This window comes from Leifsonia sp. GW821-FHT13C05 (genome assembly GCF_058806515.1).
In genome coordinates, this window is sequence record NZ_JBXAPT010000002.1 from 619824 (window position 1) to 642252 (window position 22429).

Annotated in this window: 27 protein-coding genes; 17 read left to right on the forward strand and 10 right to left on the reverse strand. The window is 69.5% G+C overall.

The window, feature by feature from the left end:
• The first annotated feature begins 28 nt into the window (after positions 1-28).
• The 7 genes from AC1ROC_RS09585 to AC1ROC_RS09615 are packed head-to-tail and all read left to right on the forward strand — an operon-like array spanning position 29 to position 6936.
• Positions 29-1069 (forward strand): ABC transporter permease, encoded by a 1041-nt coding sequence (locus AC1ROC_RS09585; RefSeq protein WP_492999790.1) that lies wholly within the window; start codon positions 29-31, stop codon positions 1067-1069.
• A complete protein-coding gene (locus tag AC1ROC_RS09590; RefSeq protein WP_085368353.1) occupies positions 1066-1986 on the forward strand; it encodes an ABC transporter permease in 921 nt (306 codons plus the stop codon). Before AC1ROC_RS09585 ends, AC1ROC_RS09590 begins: the two co-directional genes overlap by 4 nt.
• Positions 1986-3638: an ATP-binding cassette domain-containing protein gene (locus AC1ROC_RS09595; RefSeq protein ID WP_492999794.1), complete on the forward strand. Its 1653-nt coding sequence runs from the start codon at positions 1986-1988 to the stop codon at positions 3636-3638. Before AC1ROC_RS09590 ends, AC1ROC_RS09595 begins: the two co-directional genes overlap by 1 nt.
• Entirely contained in the window at positions 3635-4603 is a 969-nt protein-coding gene (locus AC1ROC_RS09600; protein ID WP_492999797.1) for a S66 peptidase family protein, read from the forward strand. The genes AC1ROC_RS09595 and AC1ROC_RS09600 overlap by 4 nt, the downstream gene beginning before the upstream one ends.
• Before the next feature lie 11 nt (positions 4604-4614).
• The gene (locus AC1ROC_RS09605) at positions 4615-5460 is read left to right on the forward strand and encodes a serine hydrolase (RefSeq protein WP_492999799.1); all 846 of its coding nucleotides are present in this window, start codon (positions 4615-4617) and stop codon (positions 5458-5460) included.
• Positions 5457-6269 carry a serine hydrolase gene (locus AC1ROC_RS09610; RefSeq protein WP_492999801.1) on the forward strand — a complete coding sequence of 271 codons (813 nt, stop codon included), beginning with the start codon at positions 5457-5459 and terminating at the stop codon, positions 6267-6269. The genes AC1ROC_RS09605 and AC1ROC_RS09610 overlap by 4 nt, the downstream gene beginning before the upstream one ends.
• A 10-nt stretch (positions 6270-6279) precedes the next feature.
• Complete coding sequence (locus AC1ROC_RS09615; RefSeq protein WP_085368357.1) at positions 6280-6936, forward strand: MurR/RpiR family transcriptional regulator; 657 nt, start codon at positions 6280-6282, stop codon at positions 6934-6936.
• Positions 6937-7002: 66 nt separating this feature from the next.
• Here AC1ROC_RS09615 and AC1ROC_RS09620 read toward each other — a convergent pair whose 3' ends face one another.
• Positions 7003-7404, reverse strand: coding sequence for a hypothetical protein (locus AC1ROC_RS09620; protein WP_492999803.1), 402 nt, complete (start codon positions 7402-7404; stop codon positions 7003-7005).
• Between the two features lie 87 nt (positions 7405-7491).
• Between AC1ROC_RS09620 and AC1ROC_RS09625 the strand changes: the two genes are divergently transcribed.
• On the forward strand, positions 7492-8037 hold the full coding sequence (locus AC1ROC_RS09625; protein WP_492999805.1) for an SRPBCC family protein: 546 nt from the start codon (positions 7492-7494) through the stop codon (positions 8035-8037).
• A 67-nt stretch (positions 8038-8104) separates the two neighbouring features.
• Positions 8105-9019, forward strand: a complete 915-nt coding sequence (locus tag AC1ROC_RS09630) for a 5'-3' exonuclease (protein ID WP_493000013.1) — start codon at positions 8105-8107, stop codon at positions 9017-9019.
• A 6-nt stretch (positions 9020-9025) separates the two neighbouring features.
• Here AC1ROC_RS09630 and AC1ROC_RS09635 read toward each other — a convergent pair whose 3' ends face one another.
• Entirely contained in the window at positions 9026-9259 is a 234-nt protein-coding gene (locus AC1ROC_RS09635) for a hypothetical protein (RefSeq protein WP_492999806.1), read from the reverse strand.
• A 557-nt stretch (positions 9260-9816) separates the two neighbouring features.
• Here AC1ROC_RS09635 and AC1ROC_RS09640 point away from each other — a divergent pair.
• Positions 9817-10026, forward strand: coding sequence for a cold-shock protein (locus AC1ROC_RS09640; RefSeq protein WP_085368377.1), 210 nt, complete (start codon positions 9817-9819; stop codon positions 10024-10026).
• Positions 10027-10076: 50 nt separating this feature from the next.
• On the opposite strand, the gene AC1ROC_RS09645 is transcribed toward AC1ROC_RS09640, so the two are convergent.
• Together AC1ROC_RS09645 and AC1ROC_RS09650 are read right to left on the reverse strand one after the other, a co-directional pair.
• Entirely contained in the window at positions 10077-11282 is a 1206-nt protein-coding gene (locus AC1ROC_RS09645) for a GDSL-type esterase/lipase family protein (protein ID WP_492999809.1), read from the reverse strand.
• A 113-nt stretch (positions 11283-11395) separates the two neighbouring features.
• On the reverse strand, positions 11396-12325 hold the full coding sequence (locus tag AC1ROC_RS09650; RefSeq protein ID WP_434950385.1) for an aldo/keto reductase: 930 nt from the start codon (positions 12323-12325) through the stop codon (positions 11396-11398).
• Between the two features lie 129 nt (positions 12326-12454).
• On the opposite strand from AC1ROC_RS09650, the gene AC1ROC_RS09655 reads away from it, so the two are divergent.
• Positions 12455-12766: a TetR family transcriptional regulator gene (locus AC1ROC_RS09655; RefSeq protein WP_085368379.1), complete on the forward strand. Its 312-nt coding sequence runs from the start codon at positions 12455-12457 to the stop codon at positions 12764-12766.
• Positions 12767-12773: 7 nt separating this feature from the next.
• Here AC1ROC_RS09655 and AC1ROC_RS09660 read toward each other — a convergent pair whose 3' ends face one another.
• Positions 12774-13424 carry a TOPRIM nucleotidyl transferase/hydrolase domain-containing protein gene (locus AC1ROC_RS09660; protein WP_492999811.1) on the reverse strand — a complete coding sequence of 217 codons (651 nt, stop codon included), beginning with the start codon at positions 13422-13424 and terminating at the stop codon, positions 12774-12776.
• An 84-nt stretch (positions 13425-13508) separates the two neighbouring features.
• Between AC1ROC_RS09660 and AC1ROC_RS09665 the strand changes: the two genes are divergently transcribed.
• Positions 13509-13793: a YtxH domain-containing protein gene (locus tag AC1ROC_RS09665; protein ID WP_085368381.1), complete on the forward strand. Its 285-nt coding sequence runs from the start codon at positions 13509-13511 to the stop codon at positions 13791-13793.
• An 11-nt stretch (positions 13794-13804) separates the two neighbouring features.
• Here AC1ROC_RS09665 and AC1ROC_RS09670 read toward each other — a convergent pair whose 3' ends face one another.
• Positions 13805-14341, reverse strand: coding sequence for a hypothetical protein (locus AC1ROC_RS09670; protein ID WP_492999813.1), 537 nt, complete (start codon positions 14339-14341; stop codon positions 13805-13807).
• 45 nt (positions 14342-14386) lie between these two features.
• Positions 14387-14719 (reverse strand): YciI family protein, encoded by a 333-nt coding sequence (locus AC1ROC_RS09675; RefSeq protein WP_085368383.1) that lies wholly within the window; start codon positions 14717-14719, stop codon positions 14387-14389.
• Between the two features lie 97 nt (positions 14720-14816).
• On the opposite strand from AC1ROC_RS09675, the gene AC1ROC_RS09680 reads away from it, so the two are divergent.
• Complete coding sequence (locus AC1ROC_RS09680; protein ID WP_168690609.1) at positions 14817-15329, forward strand: tetratricopeptide repeat protein; 513 nt, start codon at positions 14817-14819, stop codon at positions 15327-15329.
• A gap of 27 nt (positions 15330-15356) precedes the next feature.
• On the opposite strand, the gene AC1ROC_RS09685 is transcribed toward AC1ROC_RS09680, so the two are convergent.
• Positions 15357-16277, reverse strand: a complete 921-nt coding sequence (locus AC1ROC_RS09685; RefSeq protein ID WP_492999817.1) for an AEC family transporter — start codon at positions 16275-16277, stop codon at positions 15357-15359.
• Positions 16278-16632: 355 nt separating this feature from the next.
• Between AC1ROC_RS09685 and AC1ROC_RS09690 the strand changes: the two genes are divergently transcribed.
• Positions 16633-18054, forward strand: coding sequence for a basic amino acid/polyamine antiporter (locus AC1ROC_RS09690; RefSeq protein ID WP_492999820.1), 1422 nt, complete (start codon positions 16633-16635; stop codon positions 18052-18054).
• Positions 18055-18060: 6 nt separating this feature from the next.
• Here AC1ROC_RS09690 and AC1ROC_RS09695 read toward each other — a convergent pair whose 3' ends face one another.
• The gene (locus AC1ROC_RS09695) at positions 18061-18900 is read right to left on the reverse strand and encodes a TspO/MBR family protein (protein WP_492999822.1); all 840 of its coding nucleotides are present in this window, start codon (positions 18898-18900) and stop codon (positions 18061-18063) included.
• Positions 18901-18932: 32 nt separating this feature from the next.
• Positions 18933-19724 (reverse strand): putative protein N(5)-glutamine methyltransferase, encoded by a 792-nt coding sequence (locus AC1ROC_RS09700; protein WP_492999824.1) that lies wholly within the window; start codon positions 19722-19724, stop codon positions 18933-18935.
• An 80-nt stretch (positions 19725-19804) separates the two neighbouring features.
• Here AC1ROC_RS09700 and AC1ROC_RS09705 point away from each other — a divergent pair, with 80 nt between their 5' ends.
• The 3 genes from AC1ROC_RS09705 (at position 19805) to AC1ROC_RS09715 (ending at position 22039) form a co-directional block, all read left to right on the forward strand.
• Complete coding sequence (locus AC1ROC_RS09705; RefSeq protein WP_492999825.1) at positions 19805-20137, forward strand: hypothetical protein; 333 nt, start codon at positions 19805-19807, stop codon at positions 20135-20137.
• Positions 20138-20240: 103 nt separating this feature from the next.
• Positions 20241-20510, forward strand: coding sequence for a hypothetical protein (locus AC1ROC_RS09710; RefSeq protein ID WP_085367301.1), 270 nt, complete (start codon positions 20241-20243; stop codon positions 20508-20510).
• Between the two features lie 17 nt (positions 20511-20527).
• Complete coding sequence (locus tag AC1ROC_RS09715) at positions 20528-22039, forward strand: FAD-dependent oxidoreductase (protein WP_168690615.1); 1512 nt, start codon at positions 20528-20530, stop codon at positions 22037-22039.
• The last annotated feature ends 390 nt before the right edge of the window (positions 22040-22429 follow it).

Here is a 22429-nt window from a genome sequence, read left to right on the forward strand (position 1 = left end):
TCTCCCGTCGCGTCAGAAGAGAAGGCATATGAGCAACGCAACCCCCGTCACAGAGGCGGTGATCCTCGAGGAAAAAGGCGAGGCGACCGTCCGCAGCGCCCCAGCGCTGAAATACGCGCTGAACAAGATCGGCGGAGCGGCGATCAGCCTCGTGATGGTGATCATCCTCGGGTTCTTCGCCTTCAAGATCCTGCCGGGCGACCCGGTCGCCGCGATGGCGCGCGAGCACCCGATGACGTCCGAGCAGATGGCGCAGCTGCGCGAGCAGCTCGGCCTCGACAAGCCGCTCTGGCAGCAGTTCGGCGAGTACATCGGCAACGTCGTCACTCTCAACTTCGGCCAGAGCTACGTCTACAAGCAGAGCGTCGCATCGCTCATCGGCGAATACTTCTGGAACACCATCCTGCTCACCGGAACCTCGGCGATCCTGGCCATCGCCCTCGGTCTCTGGCTCGGCCAGAAGGCGGGCTGGCGACCTGGTTCGATGTTCGACAAGGTCACCACCGGCACCTCGCTGGTGCTGTGGTCGGTGCCGACCTTCTGGCTCGCACTGATCCTGCTCATGGTGTTCGGCGGAACCCTGCACTGGTTCCCGACCGGCGGCATGACGTCGCCGAACCCTCCGGACGATCCGCTCGGCATGGTTCTCGACGTGGCGTCGCACATGGTGCTGCCGGTGATCACGATGGTCGCCGTCGTCTACGCCCAGTACGTGATGGTGATGCGCGCATCCGTGATGGAGGAGAAGAGCGCGGACTACCTGGTCACCGCTCGCGCCAAAGGGCTGAGGGATGACGACCTCCGCCGTCGCCACGCCGTCCCGAACGCGCTGCTGCCCACCGTGACGCTGGTCTTCATGCACATCGGCGGCCTGATCGCCGGCGCCGTCACCGTCGAGACCGTCTTCTCCTGGCCCGGACTCGGCAAGCTCACCTACCAGGCGATCCAGGGACCGGATCTTCCGCTCTTGCAGGGAACGTTCGTGGTCTTCTCGGCCATCATCATCGTCATGAACCTCGTCGCGGACTTCGTGTACCGTCGGCTCGACCCGAGAGTGAGGCGCGGATGAGCGGCACCACCACCGCAACCGCACGGCGTTCGCCCCGCAGCATGGCGTGGGCCAGGCGAAGGGATGCGTTCGGCAGCTTCTGCCGGGAGTTCTCGCACAGCCGCGCCGGAATGGCCGGGCTGATCTTCCTCGTCGTCGTGATCCTGCTGGCGCTCCTCGCCCCGGTGCTCGCGCCGTCGTGGATGCTCGACGTCACCAAGCTCCTCGACCAGCCGCGGTTCGCGCCGCCGTCGATCGCGCATCCACTGGGCACAGACGACCAGGGGCGCGAACTGTGGGTGCGGATGATCTGGGGCGCACGGGTCTCGCTGCTCGTCGGCTTCGCCGCCACCGCCGTGTCGATGATCATCGGCACCATCGTCGGCATCGCGGCCGGCCACTTCACCGGCTGGACCGGCGGCCTGCTGATGCGCATCATCGACTTCTTCCTCGTGCTGCCGTCGCTCATCCTCGCGATCGTCCTCTCGTCCGTGCTCTCGCGCGGCGTCTGGACGATCGTGATCGCCATCGGGCTCACCTCCTGGGCGGGGACCGCGCGCGTGGTGAGGGCGCAGACCCTCTCCGTGGAGTCGCGCGACTACATCGAGCGGGCCAGGGTGCTCGGCGCCGGGCACTGGCACATCATCGTGAAGCATCTGCTCCCTGCCGTGCTGCCGCTCGTGCTGGCGAACACGACCCTCACCGTCGGGTCGGCGATCATCGCGGAGTCCACCCTGTCGTTCCTCGGGCTCGGCGACACCACTCTCCAGTCGTGGGGTTCGGTCCTGAAGAACTCGATGGATGTGTCGGCCGCGACGGCGGGCTACTGGTGGTACATCCTCGTGCCCGGCATCGCGATCGTCCTGGTCGTCCTCGCCTTCACCCTCATCGGCCGCGCCGTCGAGACCATCGTGAACCCGACGCTGAGGAGCCGCTGATGCCCGACCTGACCTTCGACGACGTCAGCATCACCTACCGCACGGCGGGACGCAACGACGAGGGCGAGATCGCCGCGGTCAAGAGCGTGTCCCTGCAGCTGCCCGCCGGCGGCACTCTCGGGATCGCCGGCGAGTCCGGATCGGGCAAGTCGACCCTCGCCATGAGCGTGCTGCGACTCCTGCCCGCGAACGCCAGGCTGGACGGCCGCGTGCTGATCGGCGACACCGACATCGCCGACCTGCGGTTCGGCGAGCTGAGGGCCCTGCGCTGGGCGGAAGCATCCATCGTCTTCCAGGGCGCGATGCACTCCCTCAACCCCGTGCGCACGGTCGGGCAGCAGATCGTCGAGGCGCTCGAACTGCACGTCTCCGAGGCGTGGCGCACCGACAAGGCGCGCAAGGCACGCGCGCTCGAACTGCTGTACGCGGTCGACCTGGCACCCGCGAAAGCGGAGGCGTACCCGCACGAATTGTCCGGCGGCCAGAAGCAGCGCGTCATGATCGCGATGGCGCTCGCCTGCGAGCCGGACATCATCATCGCCGACGAACCGACGACGGCCCTCGATGTGATCGTGCAGAAGCAGATCCTGGACATGATCAGCGCCCTGGTCTCCGAGCGCGGCATCTCGATGCTGATGATCAGCCATGACCTCTCCGTGCTCGCCACCGCCTGCGAGCGGATCGCGATCATGCGCGACGGCGAGCTCGTCGAAGTGGGCGACGGATACGAGGTGTGCACGAATCCGCAACACCCGTACACGCGTCAGCTGGCCGAGGCGTTCCCGACGATCGGCGACCCCGCATCCAGGCTCAACCCGGTGACCCGCCGCGCGGACGCGGTCACGGTCACCGACAGATCGCGCGTCCTCTCGGACGAGGTGGTGCTGGAAGCGCGCGGGGTCACCGTCACGTATCACGGGCGCGGCAAGCCGCTCGCGGCCGTCAAAGACGTGAGCCTGAGCCTCCGGCGCGGCGAGATCCTCGCGCTGGTCGGGCAGTCGGGGTCGGGCAAGACCACCCTGGCCCGCACGATCGTCGGGTTGCAGCGGGCGGACGACGGCTCGACCATCCGGTTCCGTGGCAAAGACATCCCGCACCGGGGGCGCGCGCTGCGCGAGTTCCGCAGCGAGGTGCAGATGGTCCTGCAAGACCCGTCGGCAGCACTGAACCCCAAGATCAGCGTCTACGAGTCCGTCGCCGAGGGCCTGCGCGTGCAGCGCTTCCAGGGCGACGAGCAGGAGCGCGTCGCGCAGAGCCTCGCCGATGCCGAACTGCTCCCGCCGGAGCGCTTCTTCCGCGCTATCCCGCAGGAACTGTCCGGCGGCCAGCGCCAGCGCGCGGTGATCGCCGGTGCGCTGGCGGTCGGTCCGCAGCTGCTGGTCGCCGACGAACCGGTCGCGTCGCTGGACGCCTCGGTGCGTGGCGAGATCCTGGCGCTGCTGCTCTCGCTGCGCGACAGGCTGGACCTGAGCGCACTGGTCATCACGCACGACCTCGGGCTGGCGTGGAACATCGCAGACACCGTCGCCGTCATGTACGAGGGCGCCCTCGTGGAGCACGGACCGACGGAGCAGGTGCTCCTCGATCCGCAACACCCGTACACGCGCAGGCTGCTCGCTGCCGCGCCGAGCATCGAGCGGAGGCTCGCATGAGCACATCGAGCCTCGCAGTGGACAGGTCCGCGTACCTCGACACGGCCCCGCTGAAGCCGGGCGACCGCGTGCGGTTCGTGTCGCCGTCCGGACTGGGAAGTGCAGAGAGCCTCGAGCGCGCGGTCGGCTACTACCGCGACTGGGGGCTCGACGTGGTGGTCGGCGAGCACGTGCTCGACCCGCACCCCCACGCCAGCTACCTCGCCGGGCCGGACGACGGGCGCCGCCAAGACCTGGTGGATGCGTGGATGGACCCCGACGCGGACGCCGTGGTGTGCATCCGGGGCGGCTACGGGGCGATGAGGCTGCTCGACGGGCTCGACTGGGAGCAGCTGCGGGATGCGGCGCTGCGGCGCGACGGACGGCCGAAGCTCCTCACGGGCTCCTCCGACATCACCGCCCTGCACGAAGCGTTCCGGGTGAACCTGGATGTGCCGACGCTGTTCTGCCCGATGGTCGGAAACGACGTGTTCCGCGACTCCGAATTCGTGCGTGACGACGTGCGCAGCTGGTTGTTCGAGTCGTGGCGGGGACGCGAGATCGTCGGGCCGAAGACGTCGGTGCTCGTGCCCGGTGTCGCCGAAGGGCGGTTCACGGGGGGCAACCTGAGTCTGCTGGCCGGTGCGATGGGAGCGCGGGAGTCGCTCGACCGGCCGGGCGGCATCCTGTTCCTCGAAGATGTGGACGAGCAGAAGTACCGGATCGACGGATTCCTCGTGCAGCTCGGTCGCGCGGGACGACTGGCGGACGCATCCGGGATCGTGCTCGGATCGTGGGACAACTGCGGCGACCTGGACGCCATCCGGGAGCTCGTGGACGAGCTGCTGCCCGGCCTCGGCGTGCCCGTGCTGTGGGAGCAGGGCTTCGGGCACGACCCCAACGCGCTCAGCATTCCGCTCAACGTGGACGGTGCGCTGATCGCGCAGCCGGACGCCATCCGCCTGACGGTGGGGGCGTCGCTGTGACGGCGATCGCGATGCCCGAGCTCGACCCGCGGGTGCGGTGGTCGATCTGCGTCGTCGACGCCGGGGGCGGCAGCGGTAGTGGCAGCGGCCGCGACGACGGTGGCGGCGTCCTCGCGGCCCACGAGCCGCACGTCGTCTGCGAGACGGCGAGCGTCGGCAAGGTGTTCCTGCTGATCGAGGTGGCGCGCCGGCTGGAGGCCGGGGAGCTCGACCCCGGTCAGCGCGTCCAGATCCCCGAGGAGCACCGCGTCGCCGACTCCGGACTGCTGTACCGGATGCGCGACCAGCGTGTGACCGTGGAGGACGCCGCGCTGCTCGTCGGCGCGGTCAGCGACAACCTCGCCACCAATTCCCTCCTGTGGCTGTGCGGGCTGGAGACCGTGCGTGCGGTGGCGCCGTCGCTCGGCTTCACCGACACGTCGCTGCACGACTTCATCCGCAACGAGCGAACGCCCGACCTGCCGTGGACACCGTCGTACGGCACGGGGGCAGAGCTCGCGGAGCTCATGCGTCGCCTCGGCTCCGGCGACATCGTCTCGCCCGCCGTGAGTGCGCGCGTGCTGGACTGGCTGGCCGCCGACGTCGACACATCCATGGTCGCCGATGCGCTCCTCCTCGACCCTCTCGCACACGTCGATGACGAGTATCAGGGCATGATCCTGCGCCACAAGACGGGGAGCACGTCGTTCGCCCGCATCGACATCGGACACCTCTCCGGCCCGGCCGCCACCGTCGCCTACGCGGTCGCGGCGAACTGGAAGGACGCGGCAGACGATCTGCGCGCGCCCGTCCTCGCGGCCATGCACGCCATCGGCGAGCAGCTGCGCGCGCACGTCACCGGGATCCCCGCCTCGTGAGCGTGCCGTTCGCCGAGCTGGAGCAGGAGCTGCCCGGCCTCCGGTTCTCCGCGCTCGCCGTCGACATCGACTCGGGCGAGACGCTGTTCCGTCACCGGCCGGACCTCGTGCTCGACACCGCCAGCGTCGGGAAGGTGTTCCTGCTGCACCGGCTGCTCACCGAAGTGGATGCGGGCACCCGCTCGCTCGACGAGCGCGTCACCCGGCGTCCATCCGAATGGATGGACAACTCCGGGCTCTGGTATCTGCTGCAGGCCGACACGCTGTCCCTCTACGACGTGGCGGCGCTGATCGGGGCCGTCAGTGACAACGCGGCGACGAACACGCTCTGCCGGGTGATCGGCCTCCCCGCCGTGCAGGAGCACACGCGCGCCATCGGCTACGAGCACTCCGGGCTCGATGACATCGTCCGCTGGCCGCTGCCTCCCGGCGCCCCGCGCACGCTCTCGCACGCGAACGCCGACGAGCTCGTGCGCTTCGTCACCCGCACCGCGCAGGCCGCCGACCTCAGCCCGGCCTCCTCCGACACGCTGCAACGCTGGCTGGGCGCCGGGATGGATCTGTCGATGGTGGCGTCCGCGTTCGGCCTCGACCCGCTCGCGCACTACCTCTTCGATCGCGGCGTGTGGCTGTGGAACAAGACGGGCACCATCTCCACGGTGCGTGCGGACACCGGCCTCGTGATGACCCCCGACCGACGCGTCGCGTACGCGGTGCTCGCCAACTGGCAGCGCGGCTCCGACGTGCGCGACCGGGTGCTCTCCGTCATGCGCACGGCGGGGGATGAACTGCGGAGGAATCTCCTGTGATACTGCTCCTATGTCGTCAGAAGGGCGCGATGTGAATCCCGGAGAACTCAACAGCCCGCACGAGCGCTACGACGCCAGGGTGCAACGCAGATCGGCCCTCGTCCTCAAACGCCGTGTGGTCGAACAGGAGCGCGAGCAGCTCGCTCACGCGCTGGACTGGGCCAAGGACGATCCGGCGTTCGAACTGATCGCCGGGATGATCGTCGCCGCGCGCCGCCGGTTCGTGCTCGGCGCGGCGAAGTCGTTCACCTACGCATCCCTGCTGGCGATGGACCTCAGCGCCGGGCTCGCGAACGTCACCCTGATCGACGGCACGATCGTGCGCCCGCTCGACGTGCTCAGCGACGTGCGCACCAGTGACGTGCTCGTGGCCTTCTCGCTCGCCCGCTACCGCAAATACACGATCGACTTCGCCGAGCTGTTCAAGCAGGCGGGAGGAACGCTCGTCGTGATCACCGACGCGCCGGATGCGCCCCTCGTCGCCATCGCGGACGAATCCCTCGTGGTCGACACAGCCAGCGCATCCTTCGCCAACTCACCGACCTCGGTGGCGCTGGTCATCCACATCCTCACCACGCTGACCACGGCGAGCGCCAAGGGCGCAGGCCGCCGCCTCCTCGAACGGGACAGGCTCGGCGAACAGCTCGGCCTCTACGTCGAAGACTGAACGCGAGATGCCAGTAACTGCGGCGCATCCCGGGCGTTTCGCGACAGTTGGTGGTGTTTCGCGCGGCTAGCGGCGGCGGAGGTAGGCGGACGCGGCGGGCGACCACATCATGATGCCCGCCGCGAGGGTGAGCGCGAGGAGCAGGATGCCCAGCAGGTCGCCGACGAACAGCGAGGGCAGCGAGGTGAGGATCGTCAGGGCGCCCAGGATGGTGAGGATGATCCTCGCCCAGTTGACGCCCTTCGCCAGGAAGATGGCGATGACGACGCGGAGGCCGGCACCGACGATCGCGCCGACGACCGTGCCGGACAGCACGGCGGTGGCGGCCGAACCGGATGCGCCGGCTTGCACAGACGCGACAACGCCGACGATCCCGGCCAGGAAGGAGACGGCAGCGCTGACGATCCACAGCCAGAAGGAGGCGCGGAGGATGCTGGGGGCTGCGGAGATCGGGCGGAGATCGGACACAGGTGGGCCTCTCGGTCTGGGCGGCGGTCATCTCACCCTATCGACACCGCCGCGCGGCGTGCGAAGATCGGCCGTGGAGGGGACACGATGAGCGACGACGGTGGTAGGAACAGCACGAACGACGGCGACCAGGGCGACCGCGACGGCGACGACACCGCCGGGGCGTTCACGGTGGTGCGGACGTTCAACGCGCCGCCCGAGCGCGTGTTCGCGGCGTGGACGGAGCCGGAGCACCTCGGCTGGTTCTTCAGCGGCCACGGCGAGGTCACCGAGCCGATCGTCGCCGACGCGACCGTCGGCGGCGCCTGGCGTCAGCGGATGATCGTCGACGACGACACCAGCTACGTCACGGGCGGCATCTACCGCGAGCTCGTCCCCGGCGAGCGCCTCGTGTTCGACTGGGGTGCGGTCGGCGGCTGGCCCGAACTTCCAGTGGATGCGTCGACCCGCGACGCCGTGGACGTCCCGCGCGTGACGATCACCCTCATCCCGCTGCCCGGCGACCGCACCGAGCTGCGGCTGCACCAGGCACTCCCCGGCCACCTCACCGACGAGCAGCGCGCGGAGTGGGACAAGATCGACTGCTACGCGGGGTGGTCGCAGACGATCGACCGGCTTCCCGCGTCGCTGTGACGCGCATCCACCCCCTCGCGCCCACCCCGCCCGGCGTGGGAGGATCGGGGGCGTGACCGGGCGAACGATGCTTCTGGACAGTGCTTCCCTGTATTTCCGCGGGTTCTACGGGGTTCCTGACACGGTCCGCGCGCCGGACGGCACGCCCGTGAACGCCGTCCGCGGCTTCCTCGACATCATCGCCAAGCTGGTCACCGACTTCGGGCCGGACGAGCTGGTGGCGTGCTGGGACGACGACTGGCGTCCCCGCTGGCGGGTCGACCTCATCCCGAGCTACAAGGCTCACCGGGTGGCGCGCGAGGTTCCGTACGGCGTGGATGTGGAGGAGACGCCGGAGGCCCTGGTGACGCAAGTTCCGATCATCCGGGAGGTGCTGGACGCGCTCGGCATCCCGGTCGTCGGGGCTGCGCAGCACGAGGCGGACGACGTGATCGGCACGCTCGCGACCGGCCAGGCGCATCCGGTGGATGTGGTCACCGGCGACCGCGACCTCTTCCAGCTCGTCGACGACGCCGCAGACGTGCGGGTCATCTACACGGCCCGCGGCATGGGCAACCTGGAGACGCTGACCGAGTCGGTCGTGGTCGGCAAGTACGGCATCCGGCCGCAGCAGTACGCGGACTTCGCGGTGATGCGCGGCGACAGCTCCGACGGCCTGCCCGGCGTCGCCGGAATCGGCGAGAAGACGGCGATGACCCTCCTCACCGAGTACGGCGACCTCGACGGCATCCTCGCAGCGGCAGCCGACCCGGCCAGCAGCATGAAGGCGCCGATGCGCGCCCGCTTCGAGGCGGCCGCCGACTACCTGAAGGTCGCACCCCGCGTGGTCGAAGTGGTGCGCGACCTCGACCTGCCGACCGTGGATGCGCGCATCCAGGCCCCCGACGACGACCGGAGCGCCGCCCTCGATCAGCTGTCCGAGAAGTGGGGCCTCGGCGGCTCGCTCGACCGCGTGCGGCAGGCTCTCACCACGGGGCGCTAGCCGGCCCTACCGCTGCCGCCGAATCCTCGCGGCCACGAAGAATCGCGCAATCGCGAGGGCGACGATCACCGGGAAGGCGATCGCGCCTGTGACGATCCGCTGGTGCGTGTCGCCGAACACGGCGGCAACAGCCGCGATCATCGCCGCAGCGGTCAGGAGCCAGTAGATCCACGCGAACACACCCGTCCTGACCGCGTTGCGGAACGGGTCCCCCGTCCGCTTCGACTCGTCGATGGCCATCGAATTCACCGTCCTCTAGGCGTAGCAATGAACATACACATTGTGGAAGTTGTTCGGAATCGGATAGCTCGCCCAGCGGGTTCCGAAGCACTGGCCGGTGTTCCGCGCGATGTTCGCCTGCGCCTACCCGCCGATCACCGCAGCAGTACACAGCACGACAGTCGGCCCGGTAACACCGCACTTCAAGCCGTGCCGTCTACAGTAACTCGATACGCTAAATTCATTACGTTAAATGCTAGAATCCTTTTCCCCTCGGGCCGCTCTGGGCGGCTCGCTCGACCGCGTGCGGCAGGCTCTCACCAAGGGGCGCTAAGCTCTCAGGCAGCGTCCGGCGTTCTTCTGGCCGTTTCTTCGCAGCGATCCGCTGCCGAACGGACATTCACCGCACCACTTCAGCCCACCAGCGCTCGCGCAGCATCGCCGCCGCCGACCGCATCCAGGGCAGCTCAGCTCGCGCGCACCGTCGACACGGTTCGCGCATCCACCGTCCGCGTCGTCACCGGCGCGGTCGACGGGTCGCATCGCGTGGCCCGCAACACGAATAAAGGAATGACGATATGGCCACCGGCACCGTCAAATGGTTCAACTCCGAAAAGGGATTCGGGTTCATCGCGCCCGATGACGGCACGAAGGATGTCTTCGCGCACCACAGCGCGATCGTCGGCGGCAACGCCGGACACCGCAACCTCGAAGAGAACCAGAAGGTCGAGTTCGACACCGCGAACGGCCCCAAGGGCCCGCAGGCGGAGAACATCCGCGCCCTCTAGGGTTTCGCACGTCAGGCGCGGGCGGGACGGCTCAGCCGTCCTCCCGCCGCCTACTGCTCGCCCGGCTCCCAGCGCCAGAGCTCGCGCTGGGCGAGCAGTGCAAGCTCGCGGAGCACGTCGAGATCCGTCTCCGACTCCGCAGGGTCCCTCGCCGTGCGCCCGAAGACGCAGATCGCGCCGATGCGCGTCCCGTCCGGCGCCTCCACCGGATATCCGGCGTAGAAGCGCAGGTGCGCCGGCCCGGTCACCATGTCGTTCTCCGCGAACCGCGGGTCGGCTTCCGCGTTCGGGATGACCATGCCGTCGTCGGTGGCGATCGTGTACACGCACACCGACTCCTCCAGCGGGAACTCGGTCAGCTGCGTGCCGCTGGACGCCAGATGCCACTGCTTCTCGTCGTCGAGCACGGAGAACAGCGCGATGTCGGACTGCAGGGTGCGGCGGGCGGTGCCGATGATCCCGTCGAGGCGCGCATCCGGGCCCCGTTCGTGCAGCCGCAGCCTGGCGATGGCGTCCACCCTGTCTTCCGCGGGCGCCGGCGGGACGGTGCTGATCACGTCGGCGACGTCCGGGGCGATCACGTCGGCGATCTGTCGCGCCCAGAACAGGTAGTCGGCCGGGGTGCGGTGGCGGGCGCTGTCGTTGTGCGGTGGGGCGGCCAGCGGGACGAACACGGCCAGGTCGGTTTCGGCGCACACCGCGGCGGCGCGCCGGTTCAGCTCGGTCGCCGACCGCTGGACGATGTCGCCATACTCGTTGTCGTACGGCCGCACCGACCGGATCGGCTGGCTCCCGAGCCACACCACGACACCCTGCGACCGCGACCGGATGTGGTCGAGCACCGCCCGCATCCTGGCCTCCCAGCGCTCGGGGTCCGCTCGGTGCAGTGCGTCCGTCATGGTGACGCTGACGACGATCGCCGCATACCGGGACAGGTCGGCGTCTGCGAGCGCCGACCGCAGCGTGCGCACGCCGATGTCCGCGCCGGCGAGCACGTCGACGACGACGCCCCGCCCGGTGGTCGCGGCCATCGCGCGGGCGAGGGCGCCCGGCAGCGCGAGGTCGTGACTGCCCACTCCCCAGCCGGCGGCCGGGCCGGAGCCGACGACGAGCATCCGGATGCTGTCGCGTCCAGAGGCGTACGCCTGCGGCGCGTCCATCGGCCGGATGGTGCGCGACCGTGCTGAGGCGACGCGCCACAACCACAGCCGCGACGCGAGATCGCGCAGCGGCGCCGGAAGCGAATCGACCTGCACCCTCCGACGGTAGCCCGCGAATGCATGCGTTGCGAGTGGATGCTCGGCCGACACGCTGGCCCGCTCATGCGCGCGTGGCGAGTGGATGCGCACCCGCTACGGCAGCCCGTCCGCTACGGCAGGATGTGTCCCGCCGTCGTGAACAGGCGGTACCACTCCTCGCGGGTGAGCGGCACGTCGCTTCCCGCTGCGGAGTCGAGCAGGTGGTGCACGTTCGTGGTGCCGAGCACGACCTGCATGTTCGCGGGGTGCCTGGTGATCCAGGCGACGGCGATGGCGGCGGGCTGCACGTCGTACTTCGCCGCGAGCCCGTCGATCACCTCGTTCAGTTCGGCGTAGTTCTCGCGGTCGCCGAGGAAGACGCCGTCGAAGAAGCCCTTCTGGAACGGCGACCAGGCCTGCAGGGTGATGTCGTTGAGGCGGCTGTAGTCGAGGATGCCGTTGTCGCGGTCGATGGACTGGTCGAGGGCGGCCATGTTGGCGGCGATGCCCTGGGCGATCAGCGGGGAGTGGGTGATGCTGAGCTGCACCTGGTTGACCACGATCGGCTGGCGCACAGAGCGCTTGAGCAGTTCGATCTGGCCGGGGGTCTGGTTGGAGACGCCGAAGTTGCGGACCTTGCCGGACTCGAACAGCTCGTCGAAGGCGGCGGCGACCTCGTCCGGCTCGACCAGCGTGTCCGGGCGGTGCAGGAGCAGCAGGTCGAGGTAGTCGGTCTTGAGGGCGGAGAGGGACTCGTCGACGGTGGTCAGGATGTGCTCGCGGGAGAAGTCGAAGTAGCCGTCCCTGATGCCCACCTTCGACTGGATCTGCACCTGGTCGCGCTCCGACGCCGGAATGGCCCCCGCGTCCCCGAACCGCGTCTCGCAGCCGTGCCGCACATCGCCGTAGATGTCGGCGTGGTCGAACATGGTGATCCCCGCATCCCTGGCCGACCGCACCAGGCTGCGGATCTGCTCGTCGTCGAGCGGGGTGATCCGCATCAGGCCGAGGATGATGTTCGAGGTTTCGACGGTGGTGTTCGGAAGGGTGAAAGTCTTCATGGGCCTATTCTGCTCCCGCCACCGGATGCGCGCTCCCGCCACCGGATGCATGAGTACGGTCCGCGCGCAACCCCTATACCCCCGCGGGGAACGGCCTACCGTTCGTGATCCGACGTCGACGGAGGACCCATGACGATTTCCCACGCAGACCAACGCGCGTGCGACCGCTTCCGCGCGGAGACCCACCTCGAGGCGCGCCCGGCAGCCGCGCCCTGCTACATCGTGCACGCTCTCGGCCGCGACTTCCGCGTGAGCGACGAGATGGCGCGCATCTTCCTGCGCCAGGTCGAGCGCGTGCTCGAAACGGACAGCTCGGCACTCGTCGTGCTGCGCCACCAGCACGGCGTCGAGTTGCTGCTCGTGCGCGACGACAACGCGTTCTCGATCCGGCAGGAGAGCACGGTCGAGGCGACGCGGGAGGCGCACGCGCTGACCGCGTGACTCCGGCTCAGTCGCGCGCCAGCAGCGCCACGAGCGGCTGCGGCACCCGCTCCGCCGGGAGCGCCAGCACGAGGGCACGCCCGTAGTGCTCCTTGCGTCCTGACGTCGTGCCGAGGAACCGGTGCAGCTGCTGCTCCACGGGGCGGAGGCGCTGCGCGGGCTGCTGCTGGAACATCCGGAACAGGCGCAGATCGCCCTCGGCGGCAAGCACCTCCTCGACGCCGCGGACGCCGAGGGCGCCGATCAGTTCGCCCTCCAGATCGGGGTGGCAGACGTGGATGTCGGAGGCGCGCATCCCCGCCCAGTGGAAGAACCGCACCTCGCCGGCGTCGCACAGGCCGCGGAGCGCCACGCCCATCCCGGTCGGTCCGAGCATGGCCACGAACCTCCGGATGCTCATCGCGCCGCCCATCGGTAGCACGGCCCAGCCCTCGCCCGGCAGCTCCCTGCCGTGCAGTTCGGCGAGCGCCTCGACCGCTGCACGGTCACTCGCGCCCTCGACCAGGATGGCGGTGTCGATGCCGTCGCCGCCGGGAACAGGCGCGACGGGAGGAGGCGCGACGCCGGCCGCCCACGCAGACACGGCGTGCTCGAACGCACGCACCTCTGCGGTGCGCGAGCCACCCTCGGAGGGCCGGACGCTCGACGGCTCCGTCACGCAGCCATTCTGGCACCGTGCCCCCTTCCCATCGACGGCGGGGCGCGTACGGTGCGTGGAACAACCACCACGGAGAGGACGACGATGAAGGTAATCATTTTCCTGGCAGGCGCGGCCGTTGGCTTCGTGCTCGGGTCCCGGTCAGGGCGCAAGACCTACGACACCATCAAGCGTCAGGTCAGCGGGTTCACGCACTCCGACCCTGTTCAGCAGGTGAAAGGCGACGTCCGCGACCTCGCAGGCAAGGCGGCGTCCGAACTCGGTGACCGCGCGAGCGACCTGGTCGACAAGGCCAGCGGCAAGCTCGACGACATCACCGGCAAGAGCAGCAGCTCCAGCACGGGCAGCACGAGCCCCAGCGGCGCGTAGGCGCCCGGCGCTCAGGCGCCCTGCGGCGGGTCCGTCAGCAGGCCGACCCGCTCGGCGACGTACCCGTCGAACGCGACGGCATCGGCATCCGGTGTCGTCGCGTTCCAGCGCACCAGGGCGCGTCCGTCGCGCACGAACAGCGGGCCTCTGGATGCGCGCAGGCTCGCCGCATCCAGGTCGATGATCGCCGCGTCGTAGTTGACGGTCTCTCCGTCCGGGAAGTGCCCGCGTTGCGCCGCTGCCCGGTACGCGCGCCTGGTCTCGGCGGACTGCGACTGGTAGGCGGGACGGCCGGGCGCGGTCGCGCGGATGATCGCCCCTGTCGCGCGCAGCACGCCCTGCCGGTCGAGCAGCAGCACGCCCAGCCGCCACACCCTGCCCACCGGCCGCAGCACGGCCTCCCGGGTGACGAGCAGCTTCCGGTGCCTCGGCACGAACTCGGCCAGCGCCTCGTCGCGCGCGCCCGCCGCATCCAGTCGTCGCACCGCCTCGGCGAGCGTCGACCGGATGAGCGTCACCGCCGCGTCGTCCCCGCTCGTCTGCTCCACGCAACGAGAATACTCATCAGGCCGAGAGTCCAGCCCGCCGAACACTCAGCCCAGCGGCCAGAGCTCCCGCACCTCGACACGGCCGAACCGCGCCATCGGGTGCCGCGATGCCAGGTCGACGGCGTCGTCCATCGAGTCGCAGTCGATGACGTCGTAGCCCGCCACCCACTCCTTGGTCTCGGCGAACGGGCCGTCCGTCACGTGGAGCCTGCCGCCGCGCACGCGGACGGTCTTCGCCTCCTCGATGGGGCGCAGGCGGTCGCCGTCCGCCTCCCTGCCGCGCGCATCCACCTCCGCGATCCAGTCGGCGATGGTGTCCTCGCTCTCGCGGTACGGTTCGCCGTCGAGCGCGGTGGTGATCAGAAACAAGTAGCGCATTCCGTGCCTCCTGAAGGGTGACGTTACGGTACTGCGTCGAACGGGACGGCTGGATTTCGACGTATGGTGGCCTCACCCCGACAGGAACAGGAAGAGCATGGTCGCCCACGTCACCCCGCGCCTCGAGCAGCAGCTGCGCGACATCTTCGACAAGCGGGACAGGCAGAACATGCAGCCGACCATCGACGCCTTCCTGGAGGTGCTCGCCGAGAACCCAGGCAACGCGTACGTGCTGTACGACGTCGGCGGCTCGTACGACACCGCCGGCGAGGAGGAGACGGCGCTCGGCTACTACGAGCAGGCGATGGATGCCGGGCTCACCGGGGACACGCTCCGCCGCTGCCTGCTGCAGTACGGAAGCACGCTGCGGAACCTGGGCAGGTTCGACGAGTCGCTCGCCGCCCTCGAGCAGGCGCTCGCCCTGTACCCGAAGTCGGAGTCCGTGCGGATGTGGCACGCGCTCTCGCTGCACGCGGCCGGGCGCAGCGACGCGGCGGTGGCCGAGCTGATGGAGCTGGCCGTCGACCACATCCGGACGGAGGACCTGCTGCGCTACGAGGCGGCGATCCGCGGCAACGCGGAGTACCTGCACTCGCTCGACCGCGGCTGACGCGGCGCGGAGCGCGCAGCGGCGCAGCTACGCCAGCAGCGCCGCGATCAGCAGGAGGGCGGGCACCGCGAACAGCGTCGTGAGCAGCACCACATCCCGCGCCACGGTCATCCCGCGCTCGTAGCGGGCGGCGAAGTTGTAGACGTTCTGAGCGGCGGGCAGTGCGGCGAGCGCGACGGCGGCGAACAGCGCGTGCCCGTACATCCCGAACCCGAGCCAGGCGACCAGGAACGCGATCAGCGGCATGACCGCCGCCTTGATGACGGAGGCGGTGATGATCTCGATCCTGCCGTGGTCGGCGTGCAGCGGGCGTGAGCCGTGCAGCGACATCCCGAACGCCATCAGCACCAGGGGCACTGCGGCCCCGCCGAGCAGCACGAACGGCTGGAACACCGCATCCGGCAACCGGAGGCCGCTGAGGTTGATCAGGATGCCGACCACCGAGGCGATGATCATCGGGTTGCGGACCGGCTGCGTGAGGATGGAGCGCACGGAAACCGACGCGCGCGAGGTGATGTCGAGCACGGTGAGGGCGATCGGCGCGAACACGATCAGCTGCAGCAGCAGCACGGGGGCTACGTACGTCGCACTGCCCAGCACGTAGACGGCCACGGGCAGGCCGATGTTGTTGGCGTTGACGTACCCGGCTCCGAGCGCGCCGATGGTGGTCTCTGCCGCCCCTCGCGGGAAGAAGAGGCGCGAGAGCAGCACGAACAGTCCGGCGGCGGAGATCGCGGCGACCCCGGAGATGAGCAGCTGCGCGGAGAACACGACGTGCAGGTCTGCCCTGGCCAAGGTCACGAACAGCAGCGCGGGGTTGGTGACGAAGAAGGCGATCCTGTTGAGGACGAACGACGCCTGCGGCCCGCCGATGCCCAGCCGCCCTGCCACGTAGCCGACGGCGATCACGAACGCGATGATCGCGAACCCGATCACCACTCCGCCCATCCCTCCACCATACGGCCGTTGCCGTCCGTTGCCTCGCGGCTGCCACCCACACCCACACCAGTTCTCCGCTTACGCGGAAATCTGCGCGCTCACGATCGCGAACTCCGTCCGGACGGGGATCAGCGCGGCGTGTCGGCCGGCTGCTCCTGCGTTGCGCGCGGCGCGCGTTCGACCGGAGTTCCCGGCCGACTCGCCGCCGAATTCTCCGCTTGAACGGAGTTCGCGGTCGTGAGCGCCGAATGTTCCGCTCGGGCGGCAGTGGGGCGGTGGGGTGGGGGCGGTGGGGGCGAGGCGGTGGGGATCGGGCGGAAGCGGCGGCGGCGAGCGCCGCGAAAGAAACGTAAAATGTCTGCACGTGACTCAAACGCGCAAGCTTCCGGTGCTCGTGCTGGCCGGCATGGTCGTCGGCTCGATGGTCGGGGCCGGCGTGTTCTCGCTGCCTGGAACGTTCGCGGGGGCGACCGGCGCGATCGGCGCGATCGTCGCGTGGGGCATCGCCGGGGCCGGGATGCTCGCGCTCGTGTTCGTCTTCCAGCGGCTGGCCGTGCGGAAGCCCGCGCTCGACTCCGGCATCTACGCGTACGCCAAGGCGGGGTTCGGCGACTATGTCGGGTTCTTCTCCGCGTTCGGCTACTGGGCGAGTGGATGCGCGGGGAACGTCACGTACTGGGTGCTCATCGGCTCGACCATCGGCGCCCTGTTCCCGGCGTTCGGGGCGGGGAACACCGTGCTCGCCGTGGCCGTGTCGACGGTGGGGGTGTGGGGGTTCTTCCTGCTGATCCGGCGCGGGGTGCCGCAGGCGGCGTTCATCAACACCATCGTGGCCGTCGCCAAGGTGGTCCCGCTGGTGATCTTCCTGGTGATCGTCGTGGCCATCGGCTTCAACTGGGACACCTTCACGCTCAACCTGTGGGGCACGGGCAGCCCGGATGCGTCGTCGCTGTTCGGGCAGATCCAGAAGACGATGCTGCTGACCGTGTTCGTGTTCCTCGGCGTCGAGGGTGCCTCCGTGTACTCCCGCTACGCGAAGAGCCGGCGCGACGTCGGCCGTGCCACGCTGCTCGGGTTCCTCAGCGTGCTGTGCCTGTTCGTGCTCATCACGGTGCTGTCGTTCGGCGTCGCTCCGCGGGCGGAGATCGGCGGGATGCGGGAGCCGTCCGTCGCGAGCGTGCTGCAGGTGATCGTCGGGCCGTGGGGGTACACGCTGATCAGCGTCGGTCTCGTGGTCTCGGTGCTCGGCGCATACCTGTCCTGGACCCTGATGGCGTCGGAGGTGCTGTTCACCTCGGCGAAGAACGAGGACGCTCCCCGGTTCCTGGCGGCGGTGAGCAGGCGCGGCGTCCCGGTGGCCGCGCTGGTGCTGACGACCCTGCTGGTGCAGGCGCTGCTGATCGTGACGCTGTTCTCGGAGAACGCGTTCCAGTTCATGCTGAGCCTGTGCAGCTCGCTCGCCCTCATCCCGTATGTGCTGACCGCCGGGTACGCGCTGAAGCTCGAGACGCGGGCCGGCGACGATCCGGGCGGTCGCAGCCGCCGTGGGCTGACGGTGGCGATCATCGCGACCGTCTACACACTGTTCCTGATCGTCGCCGCGGGGCCCGGCTACCTGCTGCTGACGTTCATCATCTACGCCCCGGGCACGCTGCTGTTCGTCGCGGCGCGGCGGGAACGCGGCCTGCGGGTGTTCCGTCCGTTCGAGGCGGTGCTCTGCGTCCTGGCCGTGTTGCTGGCTGTCGCGGCGATCGTCTCGCTCGCGGCCGGCTGGATCACGATCTAGGGAGCGTCACCCGAGGTCCACCGCAGAGCGGCCGCGGCCGGAGACCCGGACGGCGACGGCGATCATCAGCAGCACGACCGCAGCGGCGATGGCCGTGATCGCGACGGGCGCGGACTCCAGCGTGCCGGTGAGCCGGGACACACCGATCCAGGCGAGGCCCCACGCGCTCGCGATGGCGGGCGTCAGCCTGCCACGGTCCCAGATCGCCAGGGCGGCGCCGAGGATGGCGGCGACCACCACGAGCGCCATGCCCCAGGCGTGCGGGCTCCAGCCGAAGCCGTCGAAGCCGGCGGCGACGAGCAGGCTGGTGACGTTGGCGACCGTCGCCACCATCACCCAGCCGAGGTAGAGGCCGGTGGTGCCGTCGAACAGGATCGCGTCGGCCGTCGTTCCGCCCGGGATGCGCTGCAGCAGCACGAACGCCACGATCAGCACCACGAGCAGCGCGGCGATGAGCACCGCGGAGATGGCGAGCATCCCGAACTGCACGCTCAGGATCCAGGCGGCGTTGAGGAGCAGCGAGGCGAGCATCCAGTATCCGATGCGGCGCTGGCGGGTCTTGGCGGCCTGCGACGGGAGCGCCTGCCAGATGGCGTAGCCGAGGAGGCCGAGGTAGATCACCGACCAGATCGAGAAGGCGGGGCCCGCCGGGGAGAGCATGGTGGCGTCGGCGCTGAGCGCTCCGCCCGCCGCCTTCTGGATGGGGGTGCCTCCCGCCGCTCCGGAGCCGACGAACGCGCCGATCACGGCGAGGACGGCGCCGACGATCACGGCGATCTGGCGCACCCGGTCTGCGGCGACGGGTCGGGTCGCGGTGGCGGCGTCGGTGACAGCGGTGGTCGACATGCCGGTCACGATATCCCTAGCCCGGCTAGATATCAACGGGACGACGTGGCCACCACGACGGTCGTGTCGTACTCGTCCGATGCGACCGTGCGCACCAGCAGCCCCGCCTCCTCGAACAGCGCGGCCGTCCGGGCCGCCTGCTCGCCGCTCGTCTCGATCAGCAGCGAACCGCCGGGAGCCAGCCACACATCGGCCTCAACCGCGACGCGGCGCTGCACGGCGAGCCCGTCCGCCCCTCCGTCGAGCGCGACGGCCGGCTCGTACAAGCGAGCCTCCGGGGGCATCAACGCTATGGCCTCGGTCGGGACGTACGGCGCGTTCACCGCGAGCACGTCCACCCGCCCACGCAGGGAGGCGGGGAGCGCGTCGAACAGGTCGCCCGCGTACACCGTGCCCCTCGGCTCGATGTTCTCCCGCGCACAGCGCACGGCCGCCGGCTCGATGTCGCAGGCGACCAGCTCGACGCCGTCGCCGACCCGGGATGCGATGGCAGCGCCGATCGCACCGGCACCGCAGCACAGGTCGAGCACTACCGCATCCGAAGCCGCGAGTGCCACCGCCTGCTCCACCAGGAACTCGGTGCGATGCCTGGGCACGAAGACGCCGGGGGCCACCCGGATGCGCAAGCCGCAGAACTCCGCCCAGCCGATCAGCGGTTCCAGCGGAAGGCCGGAGACCCGCTTGGCGACCAGCTCTTCCAGCTGGTCGGCGTCCGCGGCCGCCTCCGCGATGAGGCGCGCCTCGTCCTCGGCGAACACGCATCCCGCCGCGCGGAGACGGGCGACGATGGCGGGATCGGGATGGGGGTCTGTCACGCTGGTCATGCTAGCTCGCGCACCAGAATCCCGAAGCGGGCATCCGCACAAGACCTTGACCTGACCGGCTCAGGCGGTATGGATGGTCTATGAAACGCATCCACTATGCGAGCGGGTCCATGGTGACCGGTGACGCGATCGCCGACGTGATATTGCGTTATGCCGCTGCACTGGCGGAGCATCGAACAGCCGCCGAGCTGTCGGTGCCCGCTGTCGGAGAGGACGGCGCGGTCACGGAGGTGCTGCTCGTGCTCGGTCCGGCCAGTCAGATGCTCGCGGAGCACCTGCCGGGGACGGACGAATTCGTGGACGAGGAGTTCGTGGACTCATTCGAGAAGAAGGTGGCAGCGCTGGGCACCAAGGCCGGGTTCGTCACGAAGGGAACGGAAGAGTCGGACGACCTCGACTTGGACTATCTCTGATGCTCAGTTTCCTGGCAGCTTCCGAAAGTTCTCCCGATGCACTGGCGCATCCGGAAACGCCGCGTACTATCACGACGAGATAGCTAAGGACACGGGAGAGGGCATGCAGGTGTTCCACGTCTACATCGACGACCTTCGGTTCACCTTCGTCGACCGCGCTCCCGTGGAGGAGCTGAAGAGCAGCGTCGTCAAGGCGAGTCGATCCGATGGTGATTTCATCCAGATCACCCAATCGAGCAGGCCGCCGAGCGAGGTGTTCGTCACGGCGCAGACGAAAGTCAGGATCGAGACGGCAACCATCCCGCGCGATCCCGGCGACGGCGGGTCGGACGACGACGACGCCTTCTGGTTCGACTTCGACTCGCTGAACTGAGCGACACCGCACCCGACATGATCTCGCTCTGGCGCGACGTCGCCGCCCCCATCCCCACCGATCCCTTCGTGGACGGCGGCGAGTACGACAGCGTGATCGTCGGCGCAGGACTCACCGGTCTCACCACCGCCCTGCTGCTGGCCAGGCACGGGATGCGCGTCGCCGTGCTCGAAGCGCGCACCGTCGGCGCTGTGACCACCGGCAACACCACCGGCAAGGTCAGCCTGCTGCAGGGCACGACGCTCTCGCAGATCCGCCGCCACACCACGGACAAGGTGCTCTGCGCGTACGTGGACGCCAACACCGCCGGCCAGGGCTGGCTGCTCGACTATCTGGACGAGCGGAGCATCCCGTACGACGTCCGCGACGCGTACACGTACGCGACGACACTGGATGGCCGCGACAAGCTCGACGCCGAACTCTCCGCCGCCCGCGTCGCCGGGCTGGCGGCGACGGAGGAGCGCGGGTGCGAGCTGCCCTTCGCCGTCGAGGCCGCACTGCGGCTGCCCGCGCAGGCGCAGGTCGACCCGATGGCACTGCTCGCGTCGCTCGCCGCCGACGTGCGGGCGCTCGGCGGCGTGATCGTCGAAGGGGAGCGGGTGACCGGCGTCTCGGCGAGCGAACCCGCGGTGGTGACGAGCACCTCCGGCACGACGCGAGCGGGCAACGTGGTGCTGGCGAGCGGAACGCCCATCCTGGATCGCGGGCTCTACTTCGCCAAGACGGAACCGCTGCGCTCGTACATCACCGCGTTCCGGGTGCCCGGCGAACTGCCGCGCGGGATGTACCTCTCTGCCGACGAGCCGACCAGGTCGCTGCGCACGGCGGGATCGCCGGACGGCGAGCTGCTGCTCGTCGGCGGAAACGGGCACGTCGCCGGTCGCGCGGAGTCTCCTGCGGCTCTCGTCGCCGATCTGACGGCGTGGACGGAGACGACCTTCCCCGGAGCGGAGCGCACGCATTGGTGGGCGGCACAGGACTACCGCTCGGCCAACCAGGTGCCGTTCGTCGGCTGGCTGCCGCGCGGACGCGGGCGCGTGTTCCTCGCGACCGGATACAACAAGTGGGGCATGACGAACGGCGTCGCCGCCGCGCTCAGCCTCACCGCAGACCTCACGGGCGAGACCATCGAGTGGGCCCGCGTGCTGCACCACAGGGTCACCCACCCGATCGACATCGCCACCGGCGCCGTCTTCAACGCGGGGGTCGGCAAGGCGGCGGTCACCCAGTGGGCAGAAGCGGAGACGGGAGGACAGCTCCCGGTGGATGCTCCCCCGCCCGCTGAGGGGACGGGCGTGGTCGGCCGCCGGGGTGCTTCGCCCGTCGCCGTCTCGACGGTGGACGGCGTCACCTGCGCCCTCTCCGCCGTGTGCACCCACCTCGGCGGCGTCGTGCGCTGGAACGACGCCGAACTGTCCTGGGACTGCCCGCTGCACGGCTCCCGCTTCGCACCGGACGGCACCGTGCTCGAGGGTCCGGCCACGTCGGCGCTGAAACCCGTGGATGACGCCGAGCCCGCGGGAGAGTAGTCACGGCGAGTGCAGCTGGCTCATCGTTACGTAACTCGAAGGAATTGCCGCTGTCGGGGTCACCAAGTGGCGTGGGTGCACAGCTGACATAGCAATGGGTATCAATTATGTGTTGATGGGATGTTTGAGACCTGTTAGGTGACGATTATTGATCTGGGACGAGAGAGCAGCGCTGCTCTGGAGCTTCAACGGGGCGAAACGCGCGGCACACGCGACGCCACGGTGCACGTGAATGAAAATCCCTCTGAAACGGAATGCGGGCGTGGCGAGACCAGGTCGCTCGGCCTAGCGGGGTCCCGGGACGCTGGCGGCGACACGGCTGGATAACGGGGTTATCACGTCCGGGTGCACTCTTCCGGAGATTCCTAGCCTGCGGGGATGTTCCTGCGC